Below are 17083 nucleotides of genomic sequence, written 5' to 3' on the forward strand. Positions count from 1 at the left end.
AGATATTTAAAGAAAAGAAGGTTTGAACATGACAGGGCGGGGTCGTTATAAAGGCTACAACATGAACGCTTTTCGCAAGGATTTGATATCAGGGACAATCGTCGGGGTTATTGCCATTCCTTTAGGGATGGCATTTGCTATTGCTTCTGGTGTAAAGCCGGAATATGGCATTTATACGACAATCGTTGCCGGCATATGTATTTCATTGTTCGGGGGATCGAAATTTCAGATTGGTGGACCGACAGGTGCATTTATTCCTATCTTGTTCGCCATTGGGATGCAGTATGGTTATGAGAACCTGCTGTTAGCGGGGATGATGGCGGGGGTTATTTTAGTCCTCATGGGATTGTTAAGGCTGGGTGTACTGATTAAATTTATTCCGAAGCCGGTCACGATTGGTTTCACAGCAGGAATAGCGGTTATTATCTTCACCGGACAGATTGCTAACTTCCTTGGGTTAAGGGATATTGAACGGCACGAGAGCTTTGTAGATAACATGAAAGAAATTGGACTTCATCTATCGACGATCAATGGATATAGTATCCTGACCGCCGCGATTTGCCTGGCCGTTGTTATCCTAGCGATTCGCTTCGCTCCGAAGGTGCCGGGTTCATTGGTCGGTCTTCTTTGTGCGACTGTCATAGCAGCGTTATTTTTTAGCGGTAAGGTGACTACGATTGGTTTGGCCTATGGGAATATCCCTAATACACTGCCAAGCTTCCGTTTTCCGACCATTACCTGGGAGCGGATTATACTGCTGATTCGTCCGGCCTTTATCATCGCGATGTTGGGTGCTATTGAATCCTTATTGTCAGCTGTCGTAGCTGATGGGATGACGGGCAGCCGCCATAACAGCAACCGTGAACTGATTGGTCAGGGAATCGCCAATATTGCAGCTCCATTGTTTGGAGGAATTCCAGCCACGGGTGCCATTGCCAGAACCGCCACAAATATCAAAAGCGGCGCAGTTTCTCCGATCTCAGGGATCGTTCATGGGGTAGTGGTATTCCTAATTCTTCTGTTGTTTGCACCCTATGCTTCTAGTATTCCGTTGGCAGCGATGGCTCCTATCTTGATGGTAGTAGCTTGGAATATGAGTGAGCGTAAACAATTTTTTCATTTGCTTAAAATCAAAACAGGTGATTCTTTGGTGTTATTCATCACCTTCTTGTTGACGATATTTGCAGATTTAACGCTGGCCGTAGAGGTGGGATTGATTCTTGCGGTGATTTTGTTTGTGAAACGGATGGGAGAGGTTCATCTGGTATCCAAAGTATTGCCTGATCCTAATTCCGTCAAGGTAGGAGCACATATGGTAACGGAGAGTCATGATTGTCCGCAGATCGGGATTTATACCGTGGAAGGGCCGCTGTTTTTTGGCGCTGCGTATAGATTTGATGACACCATGCCGGGTTATGGCTCCGATCAGCCGAAAATTATATTAATGCGGATGGGAAAAGTGCCATTCATGGATACTACGGGCGAATCCAATCTGGCGGAGCTGGTGCGGCATCTCCATGCTGTTGGAGGGAAACTGATGATCTCAGGTGTTCAGCCGCAGCCGCTTGAGCTACTTAAGAGAACCGGGCTATATGACAAAATAGGAGAGGCACAGTTCTATCATCATACCGGTGAAGCGATCAATGAAGCTCTTAGCAGTATTAATCACAATAAATGTATCGGATGCAGTCATGCGGCGTTTAGGGAGTGTACGGCATTATCCTGTCAGGAGGATGCAGGTGGACTACGAGGTCTGACAGGACGCAAGAAGCCAGCATTGCCTCTGAACTAATCAGCGGTACTTGAGCTTAATAAATAAGGTCGGCCTGGGCGCTATTCTTGCGTCTGGGCTTTTGTATTAAAATTGGACTTCGGAATTCTGAATTTGTACAATTAGGTATAAGTTTAATGTAATCAATATCGATAAGGAGAATATAAGCTCATGAAGGAATTGAATTATCCGAAGGTGTTTATGCTCTTGGCGGGATTGTCTGTCGCTACATTGGCGGTATATCGTGTAGTGTCACTTCAGACGGATTCGTTTTACGGTTTTTTAATTTGGAATTTGTTCTTAGCTTGGATTCCATTTTTATTCTCCATGGCTGCTTATGAGCTAGACAAAAGGAAGATAGGCGGTCTATTACTTCTTCCTTTGGGTGTCGCGTGGCTGCTGTTCTTTCCCAACGCGCCTTATCTCATGACTGACCTGGTGCATTTAACGGTAAGAAAAAGTAGATATATCGTGGAGGGAGCCATTCAGAATCGCTACTGGTATGACTTGGTCACTCTTTTATTGTTCACCTGGAGTGGATGGTTGACCGGTTTTTTCTCATTGTATCAGTTCCAGACGGTCATTTATCGTAAAAGCAACCTGCTGTGGTCATGGGTATTCGTGCTTGCGGCATGTATGCTCGGGGGATATGGTGTACTGCTTGGCCGAGTCTACAGACTCAATAGCTGGGACGTCCTGACGGACAGGCATCAGTTGTATCAACTTGTTCTGGATAGCCTGAATCTCCAGTCCGTATTTTTCAGCTTGTTCATTGCCTTTGTCCTGCTGGTCATTTACGCGACGATGTATTGTCTACTCAATGCCCTTGGCACAGGAGAAAGACGAAGAGTTACCAGAGGGTACTAATCGGCACACTCCGGCTCAAACTGGAATTGCTTCAGATCTACCACACCTTTTTCATTAAAACTAACTCCCTCTCCCTGTAGATAGAGCCTCTGGAGGGAGTTAGACTCATCCTCAGTTAGTGCGATCATTCCCTTAGCATTAATGACCCGATGCCAGGGCAGCTTATATTTTTTGCTCATGGAATGAAGGATGCGAACGACCTGCCTCGCTCCTCTTGGGCTGCCTGCCGCGCGGGCAACTCCTCCGTAAGTCATCACTTTACCTTCTGGTATAGACTGTATGATATGAATAACTCTCTCAGTAAATGGTGTCATAGCAAGCTCAAGCTCCTATATCTTATTTTTATCCAATGAACAACAGATAAATCAATTCTAAACGAAACGGGGGACGAACAGGAGGATTTTTTGAGAATAGCAAAAAAGGGGTTGCAAAGCAATAAATACGCGTGGTATATTTTAACTGTAAAAATAATCTAAACGTTTAACAACGTGATTAAAAGAGTTCCCATAATAAGATAGGAGAAGGTGTAATGAGGAAAACCAGCATTAAAGACATAGCCGCAAAGGCTAATGTTTCGATTGCTACAGTCTCCTATGTGCTTAATGGTACCCGCAATGTACGTTCCGATACAAGGGAACGAGTTGTTGCAGCCATTGAGGAGTTGAATTATAAGCCGAATGCTATTGCGAAGAGTCTCAAACTCAACCGTACGAATACAATAGGTGTTATTGCAGAAGATGTGACGGTATTTAACACCCCCGATATTATCGATGGAATTAATGATTTTGGAGATCGTAATGATTTGCATATTTTACTGGTGAATCTTCGTTTGGACAAGCGTATCGGCCGTAACTTCTCGAATACGGAAGACTATCGAAAGTATGCCGCTAATGCGGTTGCCGAACTGCTCAGTAATCAAGTGGATGGGATTATTTATATCGGTGTTCATCCCCGTGATTTAACGGGTTTAATCGATACGGAAGGTAAGCCTATTGTGTATACCTACTCTTACACACAGGACGATATCTCTATCCAGTATAATGATGAGCAAGCTGCTTACCAAGCCATGTCCTACTTGGTTAACCAAGGACATAGCAGAATTGCTGTAATCAGTGGTTTGATGGATTCAATCCCTTCCAGATTAAGACTGAACGGTTATTACAAGGCCGTTACTGAATATCAATTACCGTTCGATCCACTGTTAATTAAGATGGGAGACTGGGAGAGGGAATCAGGGTATCGTCTTACCTCCGAGTTGCTCGCTTTGCCGGAGCCTCCAACCGCGATTCTTTCCATGAATGATGTAATGGTTGTAGGTATTTTGCAGGCGGCAGAGGAAAAAGGGTTTAAAATACCGGATGATCTGTCGGTTGTCGGTTTTGATAATCGTGAATTCAGTGATTACTTACGCCCGCGTATAACAACAATGGGACTTCCGCTACATGAGATGGGCTATCAAGCTATTGAGGTTTTGTTCAATTTAATCAAGGGGACGAAGATGGATTCACTGACCATGCCGGAGTGCCGGTTGATCGAACGTGATTCTGTGGCTACGTTAAAAAATGCTGTGAGACAAAAATAAGTTTCACAGCTCCTTTTTCCTCATAAATCTAAACGTTTAACTTAAAATATTGAAGAGGTGCTAGGCAATGACGATTCTAGGCAACGAAAATTTCAGGATGGAGCTAAGCGACCGCGGAGCACTTCAGTCTCTGATATTACAGGGCGACCCTAGTGAAATGAACTGGGTAGTTGATCCGTCTTATTTGGAAGAGGCAGGTTATGCGGATACAGATAAGCTATTCGGAGAATGGACAATAGAGCTAGACGGCAATATCATAAAAAGCACTGATCTGTTGCCCAAAATCACGCCAGAAGGAAAAAACCGTGTATTTGTGGATTTTGAAGGCGCGCCGATTGCAATCAGACTTACATATTCTTTGGAAGATGAGCGACTAAGATGGACTATTGAAGCTACGAACCGCTCAACACAGTCTGTAAGAATTAATGGACTTCATGTGTGGTTTTCGTTCGCTTATATCATGTACAGAGATGAAAATGTGCAGCGCAATATGAGTCAGTCCTGTGCAGTATTCCCCCATCTTGGTGGAGATTTCGCTAAAATTGCTGCCATTCGACGGAGCAACGAAGCACCACATCTGGGTGTTTATGGTGTTCAGGGCAGAACAGTAACCCTAGGTACTTATTGTAGTTATAAGAATCGTTTTCTTGAGCAGGTTTCCCCTTCTTTGGATGGTCTGCTGTATCATCGGCTATCGTTGGTGGAGGACGGATCATCTATGACCGAATCTGCAGCTGCCGACTGGATATATGGTGGCGCTTACAGTCCGCTGGATCTTGACGCTGGAGAAACCTCCAGCTGGGAATACATATTCCATCCCTGTCAGAATCGAGATGATTTCTATAGGCAGGGTATGGCCTATGGACATCCGCGCTGGAGCTATACGCCTGTATTAACCCGGGGAGGAAGGTTCGAAGCTGTTGTTGATCTGCCGCAGGGCCAGGCTCTACGTGAGCTGCGTTTGTATAGCACTTCACCGGCAACGGAGCTGATCCGCCAGGAGAATATTACGAACGAAGCTGTACGGTTGGAGTCAGGCAGCAGCTATAACATATCTTTACAGCGTTTGGAGCCGGGAGAACATAAGCTGGAGCTGGGGCTAGAAGATGGACGGACCGATATCCTGGTCTGGAATGTACTGGAGTCGATTGACCGGATTCTGGAAAAGAGAGCCGAGTGGTTGGTAAATAACAACTTTGGAGGGACAGGTGAGGCTGAGAGGCCATATGCCTTCCGTCCGCTATCGAATCAGGGAGAATCGCTGGGTAAGGTTGCTTTTCTTCTGATGAAGAATAGCATGGCCAAGGCTGTCCCCGAACAAGTAGCTAAGGCCGAGATTGCCGCAGTATTGGATGTGAAGGAGCATTGGTTTGAAGGCGGAGATTTCAATCATCCGCGTCCCTTGTATGGAGAATTCTACCGCATTTATGATCTGGATTATATTGGGCATGTCTTTTATCTATTGTCACGAATGGATGGTTCATTACTTAAAATTCATTCTCCTAGAGAATATCTACAATGGGCTGCCGAAATCATGTGCCTTCGCCTAGACCCTGATCGGCATAGTGGGCAGCGCGAGCAGGATGAGAGCCGTCTAAATGGTATATTTGTGCTCTATATTCTTGATTTATTAGAGGCACTGAAGCAGAGCGGTCTTTCAGAAGAGTATAAACGTCTACTTACCTTATGGGAGCAATTTGGCAGAAATCTGGAGACAGGGATACAGCAGTATGAGGGAGCTATAACGGAGCATTTTTACGATAATGCAGGATTTGGTCCTACCTGTGAAACATTGTGTCACCTTGGAAATAAAGAGGAGGCTCAGCGTTATGGGCAACTAATTTTGGCAAATATCGGATTCAGCAATGATTACAGAGTGCAGAATCCGGATCGCTGGTGGGAAGCTTTGTCGTATATGATTCATTCCCTTTGGGGTGGATTGGTAGCAGGAGCATCCCGGGTTGCCTATGAATTCCTTGGAGACCCTGAATATTTGGAAGCCGCTTACCGTTCTACGATGGCAGTATTCAATTGTTACGATTGGAATGTACGCTCTACTCCACGCCGTTTGTTGCCTGGAGAGGCAGCCTCTACATATAGTGTGGCAGCTCCTAACCTGAACATGCCAGAATTGTCGCGAAACCGTTTTGGGCAATCCGTATTTGTGGGGGCAAGTGATTCCTTGTTTGCTTCGCTGTTCTCGGGTGTGACAGGAGATGATTGGGATATGGGGGAGGAGCTAGTGGCCTATCTAATGGGCTTCGGGACAACCACATATTTGTACAGGGATCCACGCGGAAAGATGCGCTGTATTAACGGTTATATTGAAGAAGACTCGGAGGGCTGGATCGTAACAAGTTACGCTGCATATCCGTCAAAATATGTGCTGCTTGAGGATAAGCTCGAATATCGCACAACTGAGGGGATACTAGAGCCTCGCGTAAGACTGGCAGGCGGAGGAGTATTCAGCCCTTGTCTGTAATCGCTAAGAATGACAAACCATGATGATTTTAGGCTAAAGCTTTAAATGCTTGGCTTGAAATAAATAGATATGAAAAAAAGGGAGGCAACAAACATGAAGTTTGGAAAACGTACTCTAGTTCTATCTTTAGCATCAATGATGGTTTTTTCCGCACTGGCTGGCTGTTCGGGCAATTCCAACAACGCGGCTCCAAAGGCATCTGAAGGGTCTGGAGCAGCCAACAAAGAAACTACGCCTGATAAAGATGTAACCTTGGAATTATTGTATTGGGGTGATGATGTACAGAAAAAGCTGGTAGAAGCGGCAGCAGAAAAATATACAGCCGACACCGGAGTGAAAATCAATGCACAAGTACTTCCAGCAGATGGCTCCTTTGATACATTTATTCAGACCCGGCTCGAATCCGGTGAACTTCCAGATATCAGTTATATGGGTGAAGGCGATATCCAAAAGTACAATGAAATGGGAATTATCGAAGATATCAGCGATTTATTAGCGGACGGAAGCATTCCTGAAAAACTATCAGCGATTACAATCCATTCACCTGAGCAAAAAGTGATTGGAGTCGGCCTATCCAACCAGTTGGAGCTGCTTTACTATAGCAAGTCCAAATTTGATGCAGCAGGTCTTGAATATCCACCCTCCAAAGTTGAAAATGCGTGGGATTGGGATACATTCGTGACAAACGCGAAAAAGCTAACGACAGATACTAAAGGAAAAACAGCGGCAGATGAAGGCTTTGATGCTGCTCTGACCGAGAACTACGGGCTTGGTATGACAGCGGGACGGGAGTTCCACCACTTCTGGGCAGCTTATGCCAACGGTAGTGGGATTGTTTCCCCGGATGGAAAGGAGTTTCAATGGGATTCTCCCAAAACGGTTGATGCCATCCAGAAGCTAGCTGATCTCGTTAACAAAGACAAGGTTGCATCCGCTTTCAATTACACTTGGAATTCTGGAATTGGTTCTGCGGTAGACGCTTTGAGTGGTGGTTATGCCATGGCAATCAGCGGCTCTTGGGATCTAGCTAATATCAAAGGTAATGAAGATATCGGCGTTGGCGTTCTGCCTAAGATGGAAAAGGCAGTAACGATGAACTGTGGTGCTCCGCTTGTTGTGTACAATACATCGAAGCACATTGAGGAAGCCAAGAAATTCTATGCTTACATGGTCAACCCTGAGAACAGTCTGGAGCTGCTGAAGAGTGGTGCGTGGTTGCCGAACCAGGCAGATTGGTATACCGATCCTACCTTGGTTGAAAAGTGGACCTCCGATCTTCCTGAAAGCGCAAAAGAAACTATCCTTAGTTATTCCACAACGAAAGACTCTATCGCACAATGGCCTGCATATTACGTTCCTGCCTACCTCAAGATGAATACTGAATATGAGAAATCTATTGATCAGGCGTTGGCAGGTAAGAAAAGTGTTAAAGAAGTCTATGACGCGATCATGCCAGCGATCAAGCAGTTGTTCGAGAGCGGCAAGGTTTCCTAATTAGAGCTTATATTTGAAAAGAGGGCTATTGCTTATGAACCCAGAGAGCAAAACCGAAACGGCTGCGGTCTATGTTAAAAAGCATGCCAGAGGTGTCACCAAAGAGGCGGTGGCTGGATATTTGTTTGCAGCACCGGCCATTATTGGATTTTTGGTATTGACGCTTTATCCGATGTTGGCCAGTTTGTTTTACAGCTTTCATAAAATAACGATTATGAGCGGAAGCCAAGTTATGGAGTGGATTGGACTGGATAATTTCCGGTACATATTCACCAATACCAGCTCCGAATTCAAGAAATCCATAACGGTAACCTTGATTTATGCCTTCATTAACGTGGCGCTTGTAATCACCTTTTGTCTGGTTGTTGCACTCTTATTGAACCGTAAATTTATCGGCAGAAACTTGATGCGGGCTATATTCTTTCTGCCGTCTGTAGTTCCGATGCTGGCGACAACAATTGTGTGGCAGATGCTTCTACAGAACCAAGCCAAGGGTGGATTGCTTAACTGGATTTTATTGCAGATAGGAATAGCCCCTGTTGATTTCCTGACAGATCCCATCCGTATTTTTGAGACATTGTTTATCATGAGCTTGTGGACCTGTGGTGGGACGATTGTTGTGTTCATCGCTACGCTGCAGGATGTTCCGGGAGAATTGCTGGAAGCTATCGAGATGGACGGGGGAAATGCTTGGCACAAGTTCCTCAAAGTAACCTATCCGACGATCAAGCCTGTCCTCTTTTTCCAATTGATTATGTGCATGATGACCTCTATCCAAATTTATACGCAAAGTGTGGTGTTGTCCAGAAATGGTGCACCCGATCGGATGACTTATTTTATCAACGTTATGATCTATGACCATTCATTTGTTCAGGTAGGGATGCGCGGTTTGGCGTCTGCTGAGGCATGGGTCGTCTTCCTAATCACTATGGCCATTACTGGTGTGCTGTTCTACTTCCAGGGCGCATTTAAAAGGGACGATTCGATGGGCAAAAGAAAGAAGGCGAGATAATGGCGGCTACCGCAATTATGAATTATACAAGTATCCAGAAAAAAAAGAAAAGAGCTAAAGCCATCAATACCGGGCTGATTCTGCTCTCCTGTCTGCTAGCAGTGGTGTTTGCTTTTCCGCTTTATTGGCTGCTGCGAGGTGCCTTCGTGAGCCATACAGAAATACTGGCGCGGCCGCCTGTGTTTTTCCCTGAGTCACTAAATGTCGATAATTTTCGGCTTGGGTTGGAACGTATTCAGTTCCTGCGGCAGCTCTGGAATTCAGTTTCGATTGTAGTTCCTTATGTGATCGGGACGGTGCTGACGACAAGCTTTGCTGGGTATGCCTTTGCTAAGCTGAACTTTCCGCTGCGCGGGATGTGGTTCGTGCTGGTCATCAGTACGATGATGCTGCCTAGTGCCGTAACCCTGCTGCCACAATATTCTCTGTACACTTCTTTGGGACTGGCTGGCAAACCTGCTCTTATTATTCCGGCCTTTTTCTGTGCAGGCGGCAACGCGTATTTTGTCTTTTTGCTCCGGCAATTTTTCATGACGATTCCGCTAGAACTCAGTGAAGCTGCCAAGATTGACGGTGCGGGTTATTTCCGTATCTACTCCCGCATCATGCTGCCGCTTATACGTCCCGCAATGATTGTTGTGGCGTTGTTCAGCTTTATCAACTGTTGGAATGAATTTTTCTACACTATGATTTATTTGAAGACTGAAGCAGATTATACGCTGCCTATGGGCTTGTATATTGTGAACGGGATGCGCATTCCGAACTATGAACAGGTCATGGCACTGGCGCTCGTCGTTACAGCTCCTTGTCTAGTATTTTTCTTGATCGGCAACAAATATTTTGTTGAGGGCATTACATTAACAGGAATCAAGGGATAAAAAGGAGGAATTCATCCAAATGACAAGTCATAAATGGCCCAGAAGAGCTTCTGTAGCGGCATTATGCGCGGCTGTGGTATTAAATGCAGGGATTGTTCCCGTATCGGCTAACTACACGACTGATTTCTATCATGAAGGTGTAGGCACCGATTACGGGCAGGCGAAGTGGAAGGATAATTCTATTGTTAAGGAAGGCGTTAATTTCAGCGATGTCACCGTCGGAGAAATGATGCAGGCAATTGAAGCTTTTGATTTTGAGGCTTTTGCAAAAGATAATTCCGATTTGCCTTGGCTTGACGCCTTGCTAGTTAACGAAGGTGTCATTCCGGATGATGTCAACGACGAAGTTAGCGCCAATACTCTGTTCAGCCGGGGAAGCGCTTTGTACATGAAGACTCAGGATAATACCAAGCTGGGTTTTGTGGGAACAGTGCATTACGCGGATACTTTGAACAAGGAAACGATGTATAACATCACCCTTTCTACAGGAGACTTGGCGGAACAGAAAAATGTGCGGAAGAACTACCCGAGTCATGAGAATCAGACCTACACAAGCGGAGGCCTGGAGATTAACCAGCGGAAATTTATTTCCAGCTATAACAGTGCTGTAACGCTGCTTCAATTGAAGAATCCTACAGCCAGCGATATAACGTTGACGATAAAGGTTAAATCACCTTTTGTCTCAGCGGCTGAGGGTGATGAGCTGGTGGGTTACAGAGTGGCTGCTCCGCTAATGATAGGCAAAGCCGGGCAAAAGGTAGTTGAAGCAATGTCCTACGTGGATGTTCACCTGAGCGGAAACGGCATGAGTCCTTCCAAAAATGAACTGGTTAAAGAGATTACAGTGCCCGCCGGTGGCTCCGTTGACCAAAAGGTAGTCATGGGTTGGCTCGCGGATGAAATACCAGGCTCAAAGCTGCATTATGAGAGCTTTAAGGCTGCTGACAGCAATGATACAGCCTTCTCCGCACAGGTGCGGGAGTACAACGAGTGGTGGGCAGAGAACATTCCATATATCGATGTTCCCGATGAGAATGTGAAGAAGGTACTTTATTATCGTTGGTGGTGTAACCGCTTTAATTTGCTGGATGCCAACATTCCGGGCAATGACTGGCAGTTCCCGATGAACATGGAGGGCGTTCTCGGCTACAACAACGGGATTACGGTCAGTGTACCTTGGGCGATGCAGGATCTGAAATGGCTGCGTGATCCTTCCTACTTGTATGGAACCTGGCTGGCTCAAGGGGAATATTCCGAGAATAAGAACTATAAAAATAATCCCGGACGTCCTAACATCTGGACTTGGGATATGATGCAGAACACGTCGCAAGTAGGCTGGGATGCTTACAAGATTTACGGTGGTGGTCAGGAAATATTGAAGAAGTTCGCTGATTTTTCCGCCACTGATGTTACCGGCACACTTGAACATTTTAAAGGCACTAATCCAAATCTTGTTTATTATAACCATGGTCCGATTACAGGTAATGACGGAGATACCGTATCCATGCACTGGAATGGCAGTGGTAACTATGCCCGGCTGGATGGCTCTTCTACTACCTACGCCAATGCAGTGGCAACAGCGAAGATGTACGAGCAGCTTGGGGATACTGCGGGTGCAGCTAAAATGAACACTGTGGCGCAGAATATTAAGAATTCAATTCTGAATGAGATGTGGTACGACAAGGCTGACTTTGATGGTGACGGTGTGGCAGATACGAATGGTACAGGCAGCTTTTTGCACAAAAAAGTTGTGGGTGGTACTGATGTATTCAACCCTTGGCGGGATAATAACATGTTTGTCTTTAACTTTGGTGTAGTACCAACTGAAGGTGAAGAAGGATATGAGGCGAAATATTTATCCCAGTTGTCTGATTACGCAGATCCGAATTATTATCCGATCTTTCCTTTCTTTACAGCGGATCAGAACAGCATTATGAAGCGGGTGGAAGATTTCAAGAATGGCAAGACGGATGCCTTCGGTACAGACCAGTTCGCATGGTGTAACTTCGGCAACTATATTAATACCGTTCGTGCCTCTCTGCGCTATTATCCTATAGATAACATCAATAGTGACGTTTACAAAACACTGTTTGATTGGGGCGCTTGGTTGCATACAGTGGAGCCGGGCAATACGGACCACCTGGACTCTAATGAATTTTTCTGGCTGGAGGATTACTTCTTCGGCACGCCATGGACAAAAGACAATCCTCCTAACCCTAGTGGAGATATGGTACGGGCATGGATTCACCACGATACGCTTGGCATGATGAATTACACTGTGGTTGAAGATATGGCGGGTATTCAGCCACGGACAGATGACAAGATCGAGCTATGGCCGATTAATGTTGATTATGACTATTTTGCTGTAGATAACGTGCGTTATCATGATGCTAACTTATCTATCGTATGGCAGGATCCTGCTAAATACAGTGACAATCCTCATTATCAAGGTATTCCAGCAGGTTATTCGCTCTTCATTAATGATGAACTCGTAATGACAACTAACGAAATGTCCCATCTGATTTATGATACAGCTACTGGTAAGGTGGAAAAACCTTCAGGTGATGTAACTGGGGCTGTTGGCGATAACTCGAAGACACAGGTGTTATATGAAAAAGGCAGTGCTACGACACTTGCTGCGGCAGATCAAACATCCCTAGCCAGCAATGAGAAGACTGTCGATATGTTTAATAAAGCAGGCGTAGATATTGTTAATGACGGTACGAATCTGGCTGTTGCTTCAGGCACTACTGTTGAATCGACTTATATCAAGAGCGGTTCGAACATCCGCAACCTGGCGGACAATTCAACAATCGCATCGATTAATCATACGTCAAACACAGCTTTATTCGGAGGTTCGCCGAATTCCGTCGATACGGTTACGTTCAAATTTGATGGAGTCCAGGCTGTGGACAATGTAAAAGTCTATTTCTATAATGACCGGCTTCTGAACGGTTATGGTACACCACAGACATTCGGTGTCGAATATCAGGATGCTGATGGAAGTTGGAAACCAGTGGAGGGGCAATTCCGCTATCCGGAGTATATTGCTTCCAACTATAACAATGTAGAGTTCCAAAAGGTTAACACTGCAGCGATTCGCATTCATGTGACGCATTCGCTGGAACTTGCGACCGCCATCAAGGAGATTCAGATCTACAACAATAATCTGGAGGTTAAGGCGGCTGCCAATCAGGCACCAAAGGTTTATCTAGAAACACCATTGAAGGTTGAGCAAAATGTGCCTCTGACGATTATGCCGCAAATCGTTGATGATGGATTGCCAAGTGGCAAGCTGACTTATACCTGGGAGAAGATTTCAGGTGAAGGAGAAGTAGAGGAGACAGGGCTTGATAAGGCCATGCTGCAAGCAACCTTTAAGGCGACTGGTGAATATGAATACCGTCTGACTGTTAGCGATGGGGAACTTGAAACTGTCGTGAAGGTTCCAGTCACCGTATTTGTAGCTACTGCAGAACTGACAGAGATGATCGCGAAGTTTGCGGATCGGGATTCCGGCAGACTTGTCCGGAACAAGGATGATTTTACTGCGGCAACATGGCAAGAGCTGCAAGCTGCACTGACTGCTGCCAAGGCATTGCTGGCTCAGGGAGAATATACACTGGAAGAGATCAAAGTGGCAACGGATCAAATGCGGATGGCGGTGGATAACCTTAGATACAGAAATGCTGCCCTTTTGGCTACGCCTAGTGCCTCTTACACTTCGGCATGGGAGTCTGTGTATGGCGTTAATGATGGTTATATCCCTTATACTTCAGCAAGTATTTACAATAGCGAAGCAGAAACTCAGTATGGGAACTGGGGCGGTCCCGGTGAAAGCCACTGGCTACAACTGACCTGGAAAGAGCCCGTGACTTTGTCAGGCAGCTCCGTGTACTTTTATGATGATGAAGGCGGTGTACAGGTACCGGGAGATTATAGCTTCGAATATTGGGATAAGGATGCCGGAAAATATGTGCCGGTAACGGGCTTGAGCGAGAAAGGCAAAGCAAGAAATGCATTTAACGAGGTAACCTTTGACGAGGTGAAGACGGATAAACTCCGTTTGATTCTTAATAAGCAGTCCACTAGTATTTGGACAGGCGTTAAGGAATGGCGGGCAATTTCGTCTAAGCCAGAAGGAGAAGTTCCTGCTCCCGGCGACCATGGTGCGATTGTAAGCATTGAACAGATTGCGGTGAGTACGACAGTTAACGTCGTGCCTAATCTTCCAGCTAAGGTTACGGTAACTTACGCCGATAAAACGACAGGCTTGGCAAGTGTGGTATGGGAGGAAATTCCCCTTAACAAACTCACCATTGCTACAGACTTCACTATATTTGGTAAAGTGGCGGGCACCGATATTGCTGCCAGCTGCCGCATCAGTGTGAGGTACGATAAATCTAAACTTAAAGCAGCCATTGATACAGCGGAAGATCCTTCGATAAATGAAGAGAATTATACCGGAACGCCTGAGCAATGGGAGGCACTACGCATTGCACTAGAGGCTGCTAAAGCCACTTATGCAAATGACGGTGCTACCGATGGTGATATTAATGTGGCATATTCCAATTTGAAAAATGTCTTTGAAGCCTTACAGCCTGTCGAAGCTCATGATGCAACGATCAGCGGAATCACAATTCCGGGTGGATCTATTGATCAGGTAGCCAAAGAAATTATTTTACCGGATACGACTACACTTGATGAGCTGAAGGAAGGACTTACTGTTCCGGTAGGGGTTACCTTCGCTGTGTATGAACCCGATAGCATTACTATTGCGGGAGAAATTCAAACGGGTTACAAGGTCATTGTGACGGCACTGGATAAAACAACGACCAGAACGTATACCTTAACATTAGTTTCTGTAAATCCACCTCTCATAACGGCAGCCTTGGAGGAGAAGCTTAGAGCAATAGAGGCTCTGGATAAGAGCCTTTATGTAGAGGAGAGCTGGAATACTCTTGAGAAAGAGGTAGCACGTGCAGTGATGTTGCTGGAGAGTGGAACTGCTACTCAGGCAGACATTGATGAGGCATTAAGTCAGCTTACTGCGGCGGTTGCGGGCCTGAAGTTGCTTTCAGAAGCTACGCCAACACCTACGCCAACATCAACACCTGCACCGACAACGACACCAACGCCAACGGCAACGCCGAAACCAACAGATGCACCGGGTACTTATGTGCCGGTAGCCACGGCAAAACCGTCGCCTAGCGCGTCTGCGACAGCTGCCCCTGCTGTAAGCAATGGTAAAATCGTTGTCCAGACGGTCATCGGAGCAGATGGAAATGCATTGGCTGAACTGGCTGCCGCAGATGTTGAAAAGGCAGCAAAGGATGCAAAGGATGGTATTCTGTCCATTGTCGTGAATCCTACCGGAAACGCGAAACAAATTGTAGTTGAGCTGCCACTGCAGTCACTGGCAGCAGCGGGGAATGTTAAATCCCTCAAGATTGATATAGGAACAGCAAGCATAATGCTGCCGGAAAATTTCCTGAAGACTTACAAAGATGCTAAGAACGGCAAACTTAAGCTTATTGTGGGCACTGGAGATATATCCGGATTGCCACTTTCGGTAAGCAGTCAGTTGAATGCAGGTACAATTAAAGACATCAGTCTTAGCGTAGATGGTGTGATTATTCCAGGCGATGTACTGAAGACATCGGGGATCAAGCTGGCACTTCCTTATACGCTGAAGTCTGGTGAGAAAGCACATAAAGTAGTGGTTTATTACTTGAACAGTAATCAGCAACTAGAGATCGTTAAGAACGGAAGATTTAATACAGGAACACAGATGCTTGAGTTAAATTTGCAACAGCTTGGCAGTTATGTAGTGGTTCACTCGAATGTTTCATTCAAAGATACCGCTACAGCTAATTGGGCGGTAAACAGTATTGAAGCACTCGCAGCACGAGGCGCAATCCAAGGGATGGATGCTGAACACTTTAATCCAAGTGGAAATGTGACCCGTGCAGAATTCATCAAAATATTGATGAACGCTTTTGATTTACTAGATGAGACGGCTGTAAGCACATTTACAGACGTTAAGGATGGGGCATGGTATGCCAGTCCGATTGCGAGCGCTCAAAAGCTCGGTATTGTTAAAGGCAAAGCGGATGGCAACTTTGGTGCAAGCGAGGAGATTACTCGTCAGGAAATGGCGGTCATGATTTATCGTTTGGCTCAGACGATTAATATCCCATTGACCGACGGAACAAATGCTTCTGGTGAAGCATTCTCTGATGTGAACCAGTTATCCGCGGATGCAGCCAAAGCTGTAGAAGCGATGCGTATTAGTGGAATTATTAACGGTATGACATCCAACCAATTTGGACCAAACGGCAAGGCTACAAGAGCGCAAGCAGCGACCGTGATCTTCCGCCTGTTTGAGCAGCTTCAATAATCATGCAGCAATACAAGATATAAAAAATCGTGTAGCAATACAAGATATAAAAAAGACGCAGGTGTCCCGTAGTCATGATCATGACTGCTGGGCACCTGTGTTTTTTTGCTGCCAACCCCAAACACCTAATCTCATGCTCGTATCCACCACGCTCTTAAAACAAACTTTGCTTCATGGTATGTAATTTGCACGCAAGAGATCGCTAACGGACCCAGGAGCCCCTAAACGTTGCATTTATCGACTTTTGGTGTGCTATCGGACCCAATAGACGCTATTGGCATGAAAATCGCCCGATTAGAGCCACTTTTGATGAGATAGCTGCACTGGAGTCCGAAAATGTCCCCAAAAGGCGGTAATTGAGCCAATAACGCCTCCTGAGTCCGTAAGCGTCTGAGGATGCACTCGGTGTTATCGTGTCTGAGTCTGTAGGCCTCAGGGGATGTGTTCGGTGTTATTGCGCTAGGTCAGTAAGCTCCAAAGGATGAGTGTGACTCGGCGGCAACGGACCCAGTAGCCCCTAAACGTTGCATTTATCGACTTTTGGTGTGCTATCGGACCCCATAGTCGCTATTGGCATGAAAATCGCCCGATTAGAGC

At 45.8% G+C, this 17083-nt stretch carries 9 protein-coding genes; 8 read left to right on the forward strand and 1 reads right to left on the reverse strand.

The window, feature by feature from the left end; genetic code table 11:
• Nucleotides 1–28: 28 nt before the first annotated feature.
• Both MHB37_RS02785 and MHB37_RS02790 read left to right on the forward strand, forming a co-directional pair.
• Nucleotides 29–1792, forward strand: a complete 1764-nt coding sequence (locus tag MHB37_RS02785) for a SulP family inorganic anion transporter (RefSeq protein ID WP_340011867.1) — start codon at nt 29–31, stop codon at nt 1790–1792.
• A gap of 150 nt (nt 1793–1942) precedes the next feature.
• On the forward strand, nt 1943–2638 hold the full coding sequence (locus MHB37_RS02790; protein ID WP_038568569.1) for a DUF1361 domain-containing protein: 696 nt from the start codon (nt 1943–1945) through the stop codon (nt 2636–2638).
• Here MHB37_RS02790 and MHB37_RS02795 read toward each other — a convergent pair.
• Nucleotides 2635–2952: an MGMT family protein gene (locus MHB37_RS02795; protein ID WP_076124439.1), complete on the reverse strand. Its 318-nt coding sequence runs from the start codon at nt 2950–2952 to the stop codon at nt 2635–2637. The genes MHB37_RS02790 and MHB37_RS02795 overlap by 4 nt on opposite strands.
• Before the next feature lie 215 nt (nt 2953–3167).
• Between MHB37_RS02795 and MHB37_RS02800 the strand changes: the two genes are divergently transcribed.
• From MHB37_RS02800 to MHB37_RS02825, 6 genes are all read left to right on the forward strand, one after another.
• The gene (locus MHB37_RS02800) at nt 3168–4220 is read left to right on the forward strand and encodes a LacI family DNA-binding transcriptional regulator (protein ID WP_076193723.1); all 1053 of its coding nucleotides are present in this window, start codon (nt 3168–3170) and stop codon (nt 4218–4220) included.
• 67 nt (nt 4221–4287) lie between these two features.
• A complete protein-coding gene (locus tag MHB37_RS02805) occupies nt 4288–6702 on the forward strand; it encodes a hypothetical protein (RefSeq protein ID WP_405168905.1) in 2415 nt (804 codons plus the stop codon).
• A gap of 93 nt (nt 6703–6795) precedes the next feature.
• Nucleotides 6796–8196, forward strand: coding sequence for an extracellular solute-binding protein (locus MHB37_RS02810; protein WP_076220201.1), 1401 nt, complete (start codon nt 6796–6798; stop codon nt 8194–8196).
• A 34-nt stretch (nt 8197–8230) separates the two neighbouring features.
• Complete coding sequence (locus MHB37_RS02815; RefSeq protein WP_081387232.1) at nt 8231–9208, forward strand: carbohydrate ABC transporter permease; 978 nt, start codon at nt 8231–8233, stop codon at nt 9206–9208.
• Nucleotides 9208–10086, forward strand: a complete 879-nt coding sequence (locus MHB37_RS02820; RefSeq protein ID WP_081383335.1) for a carbohydrate ABC transporter permease — start codon at nt 9208–9210, stop codon at nt 10084–10086. Before MHB37_RS02815 ends, MHB37_RS02820 begins: the two co-directional genes overlap by 1 nt.
• A gap of 19 nt (nt 10087–10105) precedes the next feature.
• On the forward strand, nt 10106–16486 hold the full coding sequence (locus MHB37_RS02825) for an S-layer homology domain-containing protein (protein ID WP_405168906.1): 6381 nt from the start codon (nt 10106–10108) through the stop codon (nt 16484–16486).
• Nucleotides 16487–17083 lie beyond the last annotated feature (597 nt).

The sequence above is a fragment of the Paenibacillus sp. FSL H3-0286 genome (assembly GCF_045040705.1).
Classification (GTDB): Bacteria; Bacillota; Bacilli; order Paenibacillales; family Paenibacillaceae; genus Paenibacillus_AQ; species Paenibacillus_AQ odorifer.